The 14,753-nt window shown below is 50.8% G+C and carries 13 protein-coding genes; 9 read left to right on the top strand and 4 right to left on the bottom strand.

Annotated features, from left to right (window positions below; translation table 11 throughout):
* Window positions 1-30: 30 nt before the first annotated feature.
* From ABD07_RS01910 to ABD07_RS01880, 7 genes are all read left to right on the top strand, one after another.
* Complete coding sequence (locus ABD07_RS01910; RefSeq protein WP_160816883.1) at window positions 31-1,188, top strand: cysteine desulfurase family protein; 1,158 nt, start codon at window positions 31-33, stop codon at window positions 1,186-1,188.
* 86 nt (window positions 1,189-1,274) lie between these two features.
* Entirely contained in the window at window positions 1,275-2,033 is a 759-nt protein-coding gene (locus ABD07_RS01905; RefSeq protein ID WP_160816882.1) for a phosphocholine cytidylyltransferase family protein, read from the top strand.
* The gene (locus ABD07_RS01900; protein WP_160816881.1) at window positions 2,030-2,482 is read left to right on the top strand and encodes an HIT family protein; all 453 of its coding nucleotides are present in this window, start codon (window positions 2,030-2,032) and stop codon (window positions 2,480-2,482) included. Before ABD07_RS01905 ends, ABD07_RS01900 begins: the two co-directional genes overlap by 4 nt.
* 22 nt (window positions 2,483-2,504) lie before the next feature.
* Window positions 2,505-3,575 carry a fatty acid desaturase gene (locus ABD07_RS01895; protein ID WP_160816880.1) on the top strand — a complete coding sequence of 357 codons (1,071 nt, stop codon included), beginning with the start codon at window positions 2,505-2,507 and terminating at the stop codon, window positions 3,573-3,575.
* Complete coding sequence (locus ABD07_RS01890) at window positions 3,575-4,303, top strand: 2,3-bisphosphoglycerate-dependent phosphoglycerate mutase (RefSeq protein ID WP_160816879.1); 729 nt, start codon at window positions 3,575-3,577, stop codon at window positions 4,301-4,303. The genes ABD07_RS01895 and ABD07_RS01890 overlap by 1 nt, the downstream gene beginning before the upstream one ends.
* Window positions 4,304-4,317: 14 nt before the next feature.
* The gene (locus ABD07_RS01885) at window positions 4,318-4,917 is read left to right on the top strand and encodes a DNA-deoxyinosine glycosylase (RefSeq protein WP_160816878.1); all 600 of its coding nucleotides are present in this window, start codon (window positions 4,318-4,320) and stop codon (window positions 4,915-4,917) included.
* 277 nt (window positions 4,918-5,194) lie between these two features.
* On the top strand, window positions 5,195-6,226 hold the full coding sequence (locus ABD07_RS01880) for a VanZ family protein (RefSeq protein ID WP_160816877.1): 1,032 nt from the start codon (window positions 5,195-5,197) through the stop codon (window positions 6,224-6,226).
* 40 nt (window positions 6,227-6,266) lie between these two features.
* Here ABD07_RS01880 and ABD07_RS01875 read toward each other — a convergent pair whose 3' ends face one another.
* The 4 genes from ABD07_RS01875 to ABD07_RS01860 all read right to left on the bottom strand — a co-directional run bounded on the left by ABD07_RS01875 (window position 6,267) and on the right by ABD07_RS01860 (window position 10,685).
* Window positions 6,267-7,724, bottom strand: coding sequence for a DUF4139 domain-containing protein (locus ABD07_RS01875; RefSeq protein ID WP_160816876.1), 1,458 nt, complete (start codon window positions 7,722-7,724; stop codon window positions 6,267-6,269).
* Between the two features lie 34 nt (window positions 7,725-7,758).
* Window positions 7,759-8,118 (bottom strand): DUF3135 domain-containing protein, encoded by a 360-nt coding sequence (locus ABD07_RS01870; protein ID WP_160816875.1) that lies wholly within the window; start codon window positions 8,116-8,118, stop codon window positions 7,759-7,761.
* A gap of 272 nt (window positions 8,119-8,390) precedes the next feature.
* Window positions 8,391-9,869 (bottom strand): methyl-accepting chemotaxis protein, encoded by a 1,479-nt coding sequence (locus ABD07_RS01865; protein WP_160816874.1) that lies wholly within the window; start codon window positions 9,867-9,869, stop codon window positions 8,391-8,393.
* Window positions 9,870-10,217: 348 nt separating this feature from the next.
* A complete protein-coding gene (locus tag ABD07_RS01860; RefSeq protein ID WP_240142373.1) occupies window positions 10,218-10,685 on the bottom strand; it encodes a YbaN family protein in 468 nt (155 codons plus the stop codon).
* A 170-nt stretch (window positions 10,686-10,855) separates the two neighbouring features.
* Here ABD07_RS01860 and ABD07_RS01855 point away from each other — a divergent pair, with 170 nt between their 5' ends.
* Both ABD07_RS01855 and ABD07_RS01850 read left to right on the top strand, forming a co-directional pair.
* A complete protein-coding gene (locus ABD07_RS01855; protein ID WP_108697701.1) occupies window positions 10,856-11,320 on the top strand; it encodes an FKBP-type peptidyl-prolyl cis-trans isomerase in 465 nt (154 codons plus the stop codon).
* Window positions 11,321-11,500: 180 nt separating this feature from the next.
* The gene (locus ABD07_RS01850; RefSeq protein ID WP_160816873.1) at window positions 11,501-14,716 is read left to right on the top strand and encodes a DUF748 domain-containing protein; all 3,216 of its coding nucleotides are present in this window, start codon (window positions 11,501-11,503) and stop codon (window positions 14,714-14,716) included.
* Window positions 14,717-14,753: the final 37 nt, after the last annotated feature.

The raw sequence follows: 14,753 nt of genomic DNA, 5'->3' as shown, positions 1-14,753 counted from the left end.
AGTCTTTACAATTAACCGCCCACGAGATTCATGGAACCAACCTACTTCGACCACAACGCCACCACCCGCCTCGACGACACCGTGCTGGAAGCCATGCTGCCGTATTTCCAGCAGGAATTTGGCAACGCGTCTAGCCGTCATAGCTACGGCATCAATGCCCGGCGGGCGATCGATAAAGCACGCAAGCAGGTGGCAGAGGCGGTCGGGGTGCAGCCGGTGCAGGTGATTTTCACCAGTGGCGGCTCGGAGGCGAATAATCTGTTCATTCGCGGCGCGGTGGATAGTTTGAAGCCGGGCAATCTGTTCATCAGCGCGATTGAGCATCCGTGCGTGCTGAAACCGGCGCAGGCGATTGCGCGGCGCAGTTGTGACGCGTGGACAGTACATCAACTAACGATCAATCCGGACGGGCAAGCCGATGTGGCCGCCGCCGAAGCCGCAATGCAGGCGAATAAACCGGGCGTGGTGTCGGTCATGCTGGCGAATAACGAAACCGGCGTGATTCAGGATGTCGCTGCGATTGCCGGGCTAGCGCGCTCGCACGGCGCGTACATACACACCGACGCGATTCAAGGATTGGGCAAAATCCCGGTGGATTTTGCCGCGCTGCAAGTGCATGCGATGACGTTATCGGCGCACAAGATTTATGGCCCAAAAGGTGCAGCGGCGTTGATCGTCGACAAGCGCTTGCTGTTGAAACCTTTGATTTATGGTGGCGGACATGAAAACGGCTTGCGTTCCGGCACCGAGAATGTGCCTGCGATTGTGGGATTCGGTGTGGCATGCGAATTGGCGCGAGTGCGCTTGACGGAAACCGCGCAACATACTGCCCGGCTGCGCGAGCAACTGGAAACAGGATTGCTTGGCATGGGCGCGACGATTTTCGGCAACCAGGCGGCGCGCATTCCGAATACCTGTTATTTTGCCTTGCCAGATATCGAGGGCGATACGCTGGTGGTCAAACTGGATAAAGCCGGTTTTGCCGTCGCCGCGGGGGCAGCGTGTTCCAGCGTCAATCCGGGGCAAAGCCATGTGCTCACCGCTATGCAAATTGATCCGATGCTCGCGCGCTGCGCGGTGCGCATCAGTCTGGGCCGTGACAACACCCTGCAACAAGTGGACGATTTTTTGCGCGCAACGCAACGCATTGTTGCAGAATTGCGCCAGATCAACAGTCTCTCGTTCTAAAAACACCTCGCTAAATCCAAACTTGGTTACAATGCAGCGTCGCTATTATCGCTTTGTATACCAAGCTGCTTAAAATCCATTCATTTATGACGAATCAAACCACACCGCCGGTCAAAGCCATCATCCTGAGCGCAGGGCAGGGGCGGCGCTTACTGCCGCTGACCGAGAACACCCCGAAATGCCTGTTGCCGGTTGCTGGCAAACCCGTGCTGGCTTGGCAAATCGACGCCTTGCTCGCGGCCGGTGTCGAAGAGATCACCATTATTACCGGCTTTCAGGTAGCGCTGATCGAGGAGCTGCTGCAACAACGGTACGCCCATCATCCCAAGATCAAAATCCTGTTCAATCCCTTTTACGAGGTGGCGGATAATCTGGCGAGCTGCTGGATTGCGCGTACCGAAATGGATAGCGATTTTTTGATACTGAATGGCGATACCGTGATCGAAACCGCGTTGCTGGACAAAGTCTTGAATTCACAATCCGCGCCCATTACACTGAGCGTGGATTTTAAGAATAGTTACGACGCCGACGATATGAAAGTGCAACTGAATGCCGATGGCTGGGTGCAGCAAGTGAGCAAAATCGTGCCGCCGCATGAGGTCAACGCGGAATCCATCGGGCTGATTTATTTTCGCGGCAACGGTGTGTCACTATTCCGGCAAGCCGTGGAAGAAGCGTTGCGCCATCCGGCGGAGCTGAAATCGTGGTATTTGTCGATTATCGATCGCCTGGCCAAGAAACATTGGGTGAACTCCTGCCCGATCAACGGATTTCGCTGGTGTGAAATCGATTTCATCGAGGATTTGGCCAGAGCCGGTATCGTCTTTGACGAGAGCGCATCATGACAAGCACCACCGGGCCCGAACTGAACGCCACTATGCGCAAGTTTGGCGCGCCGCAGACAATTATCCGGTCGTTTCAATACTGGTCAGTCATGCTGCGTCCGGCCCAGGCGACGCTGGGCGCGCTGGTTCTGGCCGCGCATGAACCGGCACAGGCCTTCTCGCAACTGAGTCCGGCCAGCTTCGCGGAACTGCACAGCATCACTGGGCAGATTGAATCGGTGCTGGCGAAAGCTTTCCACTATGACAAAATCAATTATCTGATGCTGATGATGGTCGATCCCGATGTGCATTTTCATGTGATTCCTCGTTATGCGCAGCCCAAGCCGTTTGCCGGGATGGAATTTATCGACGCGGGCTGGCCCGCCATGCCGAACCTGGGGCAAGTCAATACCACCGATGCAGCGATCAATCAGCACATTATGAATCACCTTCAATCCTGCTGGTCTTAAGCGAAACAAAGCGAGACGACACGTGACCGAAGAAAAAGCCCCCTACGTCAAAGAATTTCCACTGCGCGAAGCGCATCATCTGGTACGCGACCTGATGACGCCGAATCCTTGGATTTACTGGACGGATTTTTTATTTCATATCACGTTGGGCTGGGCGGCTTTTTTTACCGCGCTGTTTTCACCGTTTTTCTCGCTCTGGCAACTGGGTGGATTCATCGTCGCTGTACCGGCCTTGTACCGCTCGGCGATTTTCGTGCATGAGCTGGCGCATTTAAAGAAAGGTACGTTCCAAAACTTCCGTCTGGTGTGGAACATTATTTGCGGCGTTCCGTTCATGATTCCGTCGTTCACCTACGACGGCGTGCATAACGACCATCACAAACCGGATGTGTACGGCACCAGCGCGGATGGCGAATATCTGCCGTTTGCGACGCGCAAACCGGCGGAAATGGTGTTTTATGTGTTGTTGTCGTTTTTGATTCCGATTGCGCTGGCAGTGCGGTTTGTACTGTTGACGCCAATTTCCTACCTGATTCCGCCGCTGCGCAAAATTGTGTGGGAACGCGCATCGTCGTTAACCATCGATCCCACCTACCGGCGCGCGCCGGATGCAATCCGCAACGATCTCAATTGGCGCCAGCAGGAGCTGGGCGCTTTCCTGTTCGGCGCGAGCGTCATTGCACTGGTTGTATTGGGGGTGTTTCCTTATTCGGTGCTGGTATTATGGTACCTCACCGCGGTCGCCGTGTTCATTCTCAATTCGCTGCGCACATTGGCGGCGCATGCCTACCGCAATCCCGGCGACCGCAAAATGACACTGGCCGAACAATACCTCGATTCGGTCAATATTCCCGGTAATGTTCTGATCACGCCGCTTTGGGCCCCGGTCGGTTTGCGTTTTCACGCCACGCACCATTTGTTCATGAGCATGCCGTATCACAATCTCGGCAAAGCGCAGCGCCGCTTGGTCAACAACCTGACCGATAATTCGCAATACATCAAAACCATCCGCAGCGGTTTATGGCCAGCGCTTAAACAAATCTGGCACGAATCCTCCGAAGCCGCCAAAACATCACCGCAACAAAACGGTTAATGCTGAAAGCCATTCCAACGGTAGAAAACTCGCAGCAGCACATCACTCAGCTTGTCCTGCTGCGGCATGGCCAGAGCATTTGGAATCGCGACAAAAAATTCACCGGCTGGAGCGATGTTCCTTTGAGCGCCAAGGGCGAGCAGGAAGCGGAACAAGCCGCTTATTTGCTCAAGCAGACGGGGTTGAGCTTCGATCTCTGTTTTACCTCTTCCTTGCAACGCGCCAAAACCACCGCACGAATCGTGCTCTCCGCCATGCAACTGGATATACCGGTGCATGAAAGCTGGCGCTTAAACGAACGCCATTACGGCGCGCTGGAAGGCATGGAACGCTGGCCAGCCATCAAGAAGTTCGGTATCTGGCCCATTCTGGGCTGCCAAATCAAATTTGATGCAACACCGCCGTATCTGGACGCGCACGATCCTCGCTTTCCCGGTAATCAACCCGGTTACGCCGGTATCGATAAAAACGAGCTGCCGCTGGGAGAAAGCATGCAAAACACCCTGGCGCGGGTAAAGCCCTATTGGGAAGAAACCATCCAGCCGCACATTCAGCACGGAAAGCGTGTCCTGATAGTTTCCCATCGCAATACCTTGCGTATAGTCACAATGCTATTGGATCGCCTCACCTCCGCGCAAGTCATGAAAACACGATTGGCTACCGGCCGCCCGCTGGTATACGAACTGGATCAGCAAGGTCATTCCGTGCGGCATTATTACGTCGACTAATCTACCGCAAAGGTATGCCGACTGTTTATAGTTTTCCTCCCATCGCCGGGAACCAAGCGAAAATTCTGATCCTCGGCAGCATGCCGGGCGAAGCGTCATTAGCCGCCAAGCAATATTACGCCCATCGCCGCAACGCTTTTTGGCCGATCATGGCGCAATTGCTGCACATCGATGTGGAAGCCTCGTATCAGGAAAAAATCGCCGCGCTGCGGTCATCGCCGATCGCGCTGTGGGATGTGCTCCAATCGTGCAAACGGACGGGCAGCCTGGACTCGATGATTGAAACCGGCACGCAAATCAGCAATGACTTCCAATCCTTTTTTTCCGCACACCGCGCCATCACACATATATTTTTTAACGGTGGAACAGCGGAAGTTTGTTTTAAACGGTATGTAATGCCCGCACAAAACCTAGGATTGCTCCAACTCTCACGCCTGCCTTCCACCAGCCCGGCCAATGCCCGTTTATCTTTTGACGACAAATGCGAAATCTGGCGCGAAACGATTGGCTCAGCATTACGTTCCTGCCATCCCATGCCAAAAATAAAGCAGACGCTTGACGGCGAAGCCCGGGATGCGTTTTACTTATGCGCTGGTAGCACGGAACAAAAATGATTAATCAATATTCGACTGAAAGGAATTCACGCGATGAAAAAACTCATTGTCATTGTCTTCATTATTTTTGCCATTGGATACATTACCTTGATGGTTCAGTATTTTTAGAAATCGATAACGGCTGATGGCTAAAACCACCTTATCTTAAGGCATGCGATGCGAAACAAAGCCCGCACGGAATGATCCGGCGACACGAAGGAAAAAGCGTTTGATCTCTTTTCCTGAATACGGAAGTGGACTGGATCTCTCTGTCCGTCTGCGCACAGCGGACTGACGTATGCCTTTGTTCAAAACAAATTGCTTTTTATTCATACTACTGGCCATTGCCACCCTGATATCCCACACCAGATTTGAACAATATGTGCAAATCGGTCCCGAGCTTCAGACTGCCGATTGGAAGTTCCGGACCACAGAAAGCAGCCGGGTTGAGGTTACGGAAAATGGCTTAAACCTTTTTTCCAGCGATGCCAAAACCGGCGCCAGCGCGCTCCAGCATCTTCCAATGGTAAAACCCGGCACTGTGTTATTAGTATCCGCTGATATGCGCTGCGCTAATGTGAAGGCAGGCATAAAACCCTGGAACTCCGCCCGGCTCCTATTGGCGCAAAATGATGGCAAAAAAGACCGCTGGGATCTGCCTCACGCGGCGGTTGCCCTGACAGGAACCCATGACTGGAAAAATTACCGCAAGGCTTTCATCATCGCACCCGGAATCCAAAGCATCGGGCTGATCGCACAATTAAGCCAATCCACCGGGTCGCTGCAGATTAAGAATATTCATGTTTATCCGGTGTACGAAAATCCGGATTATAAATGGGTTCGCGATATCATTCTGTTGGCTTGGGGCGCATATTTCCTGCTGTTTACCGGTTCATTTCTGTTCATCGACAAAAAAAACATCCTCGTTCGCTTCCTGCTGGTTTCCGCTTTTATCGCCATCATTGCCGGAACAACCCTGCCGGGTGACATGAAAAACCTGGTCTCCAGTGAAGTCAAAACTCAAATCGACGCCGACAGCGAATCTTTTAAAACGATCATTCCCTGGGATTTATCCAAGGTCTGGCATCTCGGCTTCTTTTTCCTATTCGGGCTGATCCTCAGCGTGATGATGAAAAAAGCACCCATCCTGCAAACGATCACGATTATTCTTCTGCTGGCTGGCGGCACAGAATTCGCGCAACTGTTTATCGAAGGGCGGACTGCGCTCCTGAGTGACTTCTTTATTGATGCGGCGGGAGGAGTGACGGGTATGATTTTGATCCGGGCTTTTATTTCAAATCGACAGGAAAACACAGCCGCTTCAACATGATTCTTGACCGCTGGAAAATTTAGCCGCTATAAATCCGTAATTAGAATCTGACTTGGACGCGATACTTCAGCGTAACTGCGCTTTCCGCGGGAACAGCCACTTGCCATACAGCTGTGTTACTGGCGGGTTTATGGTGCGGTTGGCTTTCTTCGATTATTTTCCAGTCACCCGGTATGGGTTCTTGCACCGTAATTGTAGCCATTTCCTTTTTGGCATTTTTGAGCGTGATTTCGTAAGCGCTTTCAAAACGGTTAATGCCATTGTTCCCGGTGCTCAATTGCTTGAAATCGGTTTGTTTTTTATCCGCCGTGACATCAAACGACTGCCCCAGCTTTACCCGCACGATCTCGTTTTTTGGTGTGTGATCGATGCGGTCTTCACCGACGAACTGGGCATTTCCGGCTTTATCGCGTTTGTAGGCACGTAAAATACCTTTGGGCAGCGGCATGCCTAACCGGGCCGATTCTTTATTATCAAACTGCATGAATACGCTCACTTTCAGTTTCTGTCCCAGATCGCCATAACCGGAAGCATAATAATAATCGCTGCCTGCCAGCACCAGCTCTTTACGGGCCGGCACGCCGGAGACATTCAGTAGCGCGACTTGCTTGGTTTGATTCTCGGCAATCGTCGTTAACCGATCCAGGTTATAGAGATGATATTCCATGAGCGATTCCTGGCGCATCGGCTCAGCAACGCTGTCCGCCGCCATTTTGGCTCTCATCGCTACCGGCGCAGCGAATTCTTGCTGCACCCGGTTGATATCACCGGCCACTAATTGCAGCTTCGCATTGACATAACGGGTACCACTGGTATTCGTCAGCGTTACCCAGCCGGACAAATCCAGTTGATCATCCGCATCGTTCAATTCAGCGACATAGTCCGCTTTCCAAGCCAGGCCGCTAGTCAAATAACTCAATTCCAACGCTTGCGCCGTGTGGCCATGATGCGTTCCCTCGATCACCAGCGTAGGACGATCCCGCAGGTTACCAGGCACATTCTCAAAGGTGATACGGCCCGGCAGTCCGGTTTCAATGCGATCGGCCATTTTGAGCACCACACCTTCAGCAGCGGCCAGCACCAATGCGCTCTCTTTGCTTTCAACTCCGGTAGCCGGATTGATTTTAACGATCGATACCGTTTGACCGACGTATTTATTCAGCAGGCTTTGCGGGGTGAGCAAATCGAAATTGAAGTTTTGCTCGGCAATTGTAATGCTGCCCGGATTGCTGACGCTCCTTAACAACGCGGTTTCTGGCCGCATTAGCGCGCTGACATCGCGCCAGGCCAGATTAAAATCACCGTTCGCCAAGGAAACATTCCGCACATCTTTTACCAGTGCTAAGTCACTGTTATAGATAGTTACTGCCACCACTTTCTGATCGTTCAGCGTGCTCAGCCGTTCGTCAGCTCCGGCCATGGCCATAGTCTGACCAATCGATAGCACGCAGCTTGCAATTAACAGCACAGGATAAAAAGCGCGGCGCGTTGTACGCATTGAATTTCCCCTATTGAAGAAGCTTGAAGCGGATTTACTTGCCGGATTTAGGCCGTTCAAACGACAAGACTTTACCGGCAGGAGCTTGTTCCAAAGCATGCAGTATTTTTTTAGGCTCCTGGAGCGCTTTCAACAAACCGGTTTCTCCAAGCACATTGGCCCACATTTTCTGCGAAATCTGCAAACAGGCGGCCATCGGGTTGCTGGCTTGCTTGCGAATTTGATCCACTTGCCATTGCAGGCCTGTCATGCGCGGTTTGAGATGAGCCGGTGCTTGCGCAATCAGTTGATTGATCATGTCCTGGCGCATGGCTTCAAACTTCTCGGGTTCCTCGCGAGCAATCCTGGACCACTGGTCAAAGTCAAAATCCTGTATTTTTTCTTTTTCACTCATGAAAATATTTTAGCACTTTGATATCGGAGCGGACAAAAGATGCGCTGATAATCAATGCAAATTGTAACCATTAAAATGGATTGTTTCGCGCTTTGATCCCAGTATATCCTGATGCTACGGACAAAAATTTGGATTCCACGATGATTGGATTTAGGAGCTATGGCGCTCAGTCAAATCCTACGCGGTGTTATTTTCCCTGTAATCAACAAAAAAGCCGGAATCAGCAGCGCGTCAATTCCGGCTCATTGGATAATCCAATCTTATTGGCTCTGTTACTTAAATTGATCCGCCAAACCAGAGATCATTTTGACTTTCCCAGTCATCGCACGGCTGGACGATGACAATTGCTCGACTAATTGCCCATTCTGCTGCGTCACCTCATCAATTTGTGAGATTGCTTGGTTAATCTGTTCGATCCCGTTTGCTTGTTCCTGAGAAGATTGAGAAATTTCGCCAACGATATCGGAGATTTTCTTAACGCTCTCAGTAATCATTTTTAATGAATTTGCAGATTGACCTACCAGCTCGGCCCCGCTTTCCACTTTGGCGACACTGTCATTAATCAGCTCTTTGATTTGTTTTGCCGATTCGGCACTGCGGCCAGCCAAGCTGCGCACTTCATTAGCCACCACTGCAAAACCACGTCCTTGCTCCCCGGCACGCGCCGCTTCAACTGCCGCATTAAGTGCCAGCAGATTGGTCTGAAAGGCAATCTCATCAATAACATTAGTAATATCGGCAATTTTTTTGCTGCTTTCGTTAATTTGCGACATTGCTTGCATCGTGCTTGACACCACCGAGCCGCTTTTCTCAGCTTGCTTACGCGCTTCCATCACAAGAATATTGGCTTGTTTCGCATTCTCAGCATTTTGCTGCACGGTTGAGGTGATTTCTTCCATACTGGATGCCGTTTCTTCCAGGCTGGAGGCTTGATTTTCCGTACGGCCTGACAGATCCACGCTACCCGCTGCAATTTCAGCAGCGGCATTTTCCAATACTTCAGACGATTCTTTGACACGACCTATCGCAGTACGGAGTTTCGCTGTCTGGAATATCTGTGCATATTCTAATTGACCGAGCTCATCGGTTCTACCGGTATAGACAAAGCGTGCTACCGGATCGTTGGCAATTTTCTCTGATTTTGCAGCAAGTTCCCGGAGTGGACTCAACATTTGGTGAATCACGGTGAAACTGATCAAGCTGCCAACCGCAAAACCTGCTAAAGCAAAAAGTAACGAAATTTGCTCAGCCAGCGCCAATCCGGTGAAAAGCAGCGCAAAAACACCCGTCACGGCCAATGCGATTTTGGCGGATAAACCGATTGGGAATCGAGTTAATTTAACTGCGTCCAGCTTTGAACGCCGTTTGTCATCAGCGGATTTTTTTGACATTATTTTGGCATATAAAGCCTCAGCCCGGTCAACCCAAATCTTTTCCGGTTTTACCCGCACTGACTGGTAGCCGATAATTTTGCCGTCTTCATATTGCGGACTGGCGAATGCGTCAACCCAGTAGTGATCACCACTTTTATGACGGTTTTTTACCATACCCATCCACGGATCGCCTGCTTTCAGCGCATCCCACAGCATCGCATAGGCTTCCGGTGGTACATCGGGGTGACGGATAATATTGTGATTTTTATTCTCGAGTTCTTCCCAACTGAAGCCACTCATTCGGATAAAATCTTCATTGACTGATGTGAGCGCACCTTTTAAATTGGTTGTCGAGATGATCACACAATCATTATTCATACCCATATCCCGCTGGGTAACCGGCTCATTTACTCTCATTGCATACCCCCACTATAGTTGCACCTCCGGCAAAGCCGGAGATTTCCTCAATAAAGTGACCATGTTTCGTGAACTCAGACGTAACTATAAATCGAGAGAGCAACCCAATTGTGAAGCGAATGTAAACTCTTTGTTAAATGTTAGTCACGATTGATCAAAATGACACCGGCATGCCATAAATACATCATTGATTAGTATTAACGCGAATAATGATTAAAGAACCTTAGGAAAATTATCCATAAGAAAATTGATGGCGAGTATTTAACTCTTGAACTGACAACTTAAATTTAGAACTTAGTTGATTGCAATTCAGACTTTTCGAACCGGAATCCGCCAAATATAAAAGGCCAGTATGCTGCCGATTACAAGCAGCATCATTTTTTGCCACAGTTCAGGCACGATCAGAATAGAACTGCCAAATGACAATGTCATCAAAAAATACACCCAGCGTTTAACCCGCTGCGGAATGCTGCGATAGAGCGTCCATTCACGAATGATCGGTCCGGCAATCCGGTTTTCCAGCAACTTGCGATGAAAGTGTTCGGAACCACGTGCAAAACAGGCCGCCGCCAGCAACACAAACGGCGTCGTCGGCAATACCGGCAAAATCGCCCCCAGCACAGCCAGAAATAACGCCACAAAGCCAGCGCCCAGATACATGGCGCGCACTACCGGCGAATCATGCAGGCATAATAAATCGGCTGCTTGTTGCTCCGCTAGCGGCGGCTCATTGCGGCCGGTTTCGTGTTGTTCGGGTAAGTGCATATTAGATGTCATAAAGAAAAAATGTTACCGGTAAAAATACTGCACACTATGCGCTTTGATCAACCCCTGGTGAAAACGATCCATTCAAGCAGCCAGTGATAAAAAGAATTGATGTTACCAGTTATAATATGCAAGCGTTAATTGCTAAAATTAGCCGGATTTTATTTATTCTCGAGGAAATCATGCGTACTATTAAAACACTGTTTCACTTAAGTCTCGTTCTGCTGGCACTGACACTACTGCCCCAGACTGTCTTCGCTAATAAGGACGCGGCAGCGGCCGATGGTCCCGCATTTCAAAAGATCGATACCAAAGTAGGCACCGGCGAAGAAGCGGAAATCGGAAAAACCGTCAGCGTGCATTATACCGGCTGGCTCTACGATGAAAGCGCGCCCGACAAAAAAGGCAAAAAATTCGATAGCTCCTACGATCGTAAAGAATATTTTTCTTTCATGCTCGGCGCGGGACGGGTGATCAAAGGCTGGGATCAAGGCGTTCAAGGCATGAAGGTCGGCGGGCAGCGCACGCTCATTATTCCATCCTCAATGGCTTATGGCTCACGCGGCGCAGGCAACGTCATCCCTCCGGATGCAACCTTGATATTCGATGTCGAACTCATCAGTCTGAAAGCGGGCGCGTATCATTAACATAGGCCGCTTATCCGGTTCGGGTAAATTTCGTAAATTGAGCGATCAGATTGATTCTGCAACAGTTTCTGATGCAGCTCAATTTACCCCCGGTTAGAAATTTATATCATCAACACCATATCCATCTAAAATGTTTTGAACACTCCGCTAACTCGCTGTAGAAATTGACAGGGCATCGCTATGACTCCGACCTCGCAGCAACGTGTTATTCGATACAAACGGCTGGGCATCATCCTCGGCGTGATTGCGGTTCTGATCGCCGCGTTAGCTGCACTTGGCGCCTATTGGTTGCCCGACTATGCCAAATCCCAGCTTGAGTTACGCCTGTCAGAAATTCTGCAACGCCCGGTAACGGTTGCGGCGATTGAACTAAAACCGCGCACGCTCGAGTTGAGCGTACAGGGTTTCCGCATTGCCGAAACAGCGGGTAACGCTGAAGCGGGCACAGCGCTTTTTTCCTTCAACACGCTGCACATCGGTCTCAGTTTGGAATCGCTCAAGCAACGCGCCGCTGTGGTTTCGTCCATCACGCTGTCCGAACCGCAACTGCGTCTGGTGCGGAACAGCAAAGATCAGTTGAATATCTCCGATTTGCTGGAACGGTTCAAGCAACCGGCAGAGCAGGAAGATACCGCAAATAAAACCGCTATTCCTTTTTCAATCAGTAATATCGCCATTCAAGGCGGGCGCGTCGAATTTATTGATCGGCACGAAAATGCCGAGCACAGCATCAGCGAAATCAACTTCGGCATCCCAATCGTCGCCAATACCGGCGGCACACAAAACGACTGGATAGTGCCGCATTTCAGCGCGAAAATTAACGGCGCGCTGCTGTCACTGGACGGTAAATTGCGTCCTTTTGCCGCCACTCAGGAAGCAACGCTGACTTTTAAGCTTGATAATGCAGATTTAACCCGCTTTGACCGCTACGTCACTTTACCGGAAGGAATTCGTCTGCTCTCCGGTTTTTACGACAGTAACCTGAATCTCTCTTTCACTCAGGAAGCGGGTAAAGAACCGCAAATCGAAGTGACCGGCGCCACCTCGCTGCGGCAGCTCGCTATTAAGAACAGCGCCGTAGCCGCGCCTTATCAGGCGCATTTGAAGCATTTGAATATCGCGCTGAGCAAAGCCGATCCGACCGGAAAGCAACCGTCGCGGATAAAACTCTATATCGATCAAGCCGCACTGACGCGCGATGGCGAAAAAGAACCGGCGTTATCGCTCGCCAAATTGGCTATTCCTGATATCACCGTCAATACCGCGGCACAAAAAATTGCCTTGGGCGCCATTACATTGGACGGATTGAACACGACATTACGCCGCGATGCGCAGGGAAATCTCGATCTTTCCCGGCTGTTTGAATCTTCCGGATCTGCCGGGTCTTCCGGATCCTCCGCAAGCGCGCCGGTAGAGCGGGTGCTGATTCCGATTCCGGGCAGAAAACCCGCCCATCCTGCCAATACAGTCCAAACGGCCGGAAAAGAATCGCAACAGAAACTCGCGCGCGTGGACGTAGATAACGGCAACAAGAAAAAGTCCTCTGCCGCTAAACCTTGGGTACCGCACATCAAAAGCATCCAATTCAAATCGGCCAAGCTGCGCTATGAAGATCTGTCGCTGACGAAAGTCACCCCGATGGTGATCGATTCACTCGATTTGGCGCTGGAAGACATCGATCTCGACGGCATAGAGCCGCTGCAACTCACGTTACAAGGACAAGTCAACCAACACGGCAGCATCAAAGCCAGCGGCACGCTGGCCTGGTCGCCGCTATTGGCGGATTTGCTGCTGAACCTCAATGCGGTCGATCTGGTATCGCTGCAAGGCTGGCTGGGCGACAAACTCACCGCGCTGCTCACCAGCGGCGACATTTCTTTCGCGGGAAATTTCAAAGCCAGCGGCGATCCGTTAAAAATTCAATTGAGCGGTGAAGGAAAGCTAGGCAATTTCAATATCTTCGATAGCAAAAATGCCTATGATTTGCTGCGCTGGAAAAAACTGGAAATCGGCCACCTCAGCTTCACCAATGATCCGCTGCTGGTGGATATCAACACACTGTATTTGAGCGATTTCTTTGCGCGCATGATCATCCAGCCGGATGGCACGCTCAATCTGAAACAAATCATTCAAACCGGAAAACCGTCGGAACCGGTCGCCTCGATTACCGCAGCGGCATCCAAGGATCTCAGCGCAACCGTGCCAAAAAGCGAAACACCGGTGCATATCGGCAAGATTTACCTGCAACAAGGCAACATCGATTTCAACGACCGATTTATTAAGCCGAATTACCGCGCCAATTTGACTGCTCTTACCGGCCAGGTCGGCCCGTTGTATCCGGGCAAATCGGGAAAAGTCGATATCCGCGGCATGGTCAGCAAAACCGCGCCTTTGCATATCCAAGGAACCATCGACCCGTTCAGCGCCCAATTGCTGATGGATATCGTTGCGCAGGTCAAAGGGATCGATCTGCCGCCATTCAGCCCTTATTCGGGAAAATATATCGGCTATGAAATTGAGAAGGGAAAACTATCGGCCGATGTCAATTATCAGGTCGAGAATGGCGCATTGTCAGCGGATAATAAGATTTTTCTCGATCAATTCACCCTCGGTGAGAAAGTCGAGAGTGAGAATGCGGTATCGCTTCCGCTCGATCTCGCCATCTCGCTGCTGAAAAATCGCCGCGGTGAAATCAATCTTCATTTGCCGCTCAAGGGTTCCATCGACGACCCCGACTTCAATCTGGGCGACATTGTCTTTTCAGCCTTTATCAACATGATCTCCAAGGCGATCACCTCGCCTTTCGCATTGCTTGGCTCGGCGTTTGAGGGTGGTGAGGAATTATCGGAGATTTCCTTTACCCCCGGTTTTGCCGATATCGAGACCGAATCCGCTCAGCGCCTGGAAACCTTGGCCGGGATTTTAAAAGACCGCTCATCGCTGCAACTGGAAATTTCCGGTCAGGTCGATCCGGATGCGGATCACGAAGGGCTCAAGCTCGCCATGTTGCAAACCAAAGTCAAAGCGCAGAAATTAGCCGAAGATACCAAAAAGGGCATCGCCAGCGGCGCTATCACGGATATCAAATTGACTCCGCAGGAATACAACAAATATCTTGAAATTGCCTACAAAAAAGAATCTTTCGACAAACCCAAGAACGCCATCGGATTGGCCAAGAGCCTTCCCAGCGCTGAAATGGAACAACTCATTCTGACCCATCTCACCGTTACCGATAGCGACTTGCAAACACTGGCGGAAAACCGCGCAGCCGCTGCGCGCAACTGGCTGGTCGAGAATGGCGGAATTTCCAGCGAACGTATTTTTGTCGTCGGTATCCACGAAACCGGCGAGGGCGCTCAAAAGAAAGGCAGCAAAGCTGAATTTTCATTGAAATAAACGCTCGCGCAATGTGCATGCGCAACCGCATCCGATT

The organism is Nitrosomonas oligotropha, from assembly GCF_009833085.1.
Taxonomy (GTDB): domain Bacteria; phylum Pseudomonadota; class Gammaproteobacteria; order Burkholderiales; family Nitrosomonadaceae; genus Nitrosomonas; species Nitrosomonas oligotropha.
Note: the sequence above shows the minus strand (reverse complement) of the source record. Positions and strands in the feature narration are given on the sequence as shown.

Bases quoted from the DNA above. Each gene is read 5' to 3' on its own strand.
- ABD07_RS01910 (WP_160816883.1), top strand. From the start codon at position 31: ATGGAACCAACCTACTTCGACCACAACGCCACCACCCGCCTCGACGAC.
- ABD07_RS01865 (WP_160816874.1), bottom strand. From the start codon at position 9,869: ATGAATAATGATTGTGTGATCATCTCGACAACCAATTTAAAAGGTGCG.
- ABD07_RS01885 (WP_160816878.1), top strand. From the start codon at position 4,318: ATGCCGACTGTTTATAGTTTTCCTCCCATCGCCGGGAACCAAGCGAAA.
- ABD07_RS01860 (WP_240142373.1), bottom strand. From the start codon at position 10,685: ATGACATCTAATATGCACTTACCCGAACAACACGAAACCGGCCGCAAT.
- ABD07_RS01905 (WP_160816882.1), top strand. From the start codon at position 1,275: ATGACGAATCAAACCACACCGCCGGTCAAAGCCATCATCCTGAGCGCA.
- ABD07_RS01900 (WP_160816881.1), top strand. From the start codon at position 2,030: ATGACAAGCACCACCGGGCCCGAACTGAACGCCACTATGCGCAAGTTT.
- ABD07_RS01870 (WP_160816875.1), bottom strand. From the start codon at position 8,118: ATGAGTGAAAAAGAAAAAATACAGGATTTTGACTTTGACCAGTGGTCC.
- ABD07_RS01855 (WP_108697701.1), top strand. From the start codon at position 10,856: ATGCGTACTATTAAAACACTGTTTCACTTAAGTCTCGTTCTGCTGGCA.
- ABD07_RS01890 (WP_160816879.1), top strand. From the start codon at position 3,575: ATGCTGAAAGCCATTCCAACGGTAGAAAACTCGCAGCAGCACATCACT.
- ABD07_RS01850 (WP_160816873.1), top strand. From the start codon at position 11,501: ATGACTCCGACCTCGCAGCAACGTGTTATTCGATACAAACGGCTGGGC.
- ABD07_RS01875 (WP_160816876.1), bottom strand. From the start codon at position 7,724: ATGCGTACAACGCGCCGCGCTTTTTATCCTGTGCTGTTAATTGCAAGC.
- ABD07_RS01880 (WP_160816877.1), top strand. From the start codon at position 5,195: ATGCCTTTGTTCAAAACAAATTGCTTTTTATTCATACTACTGGCCATT.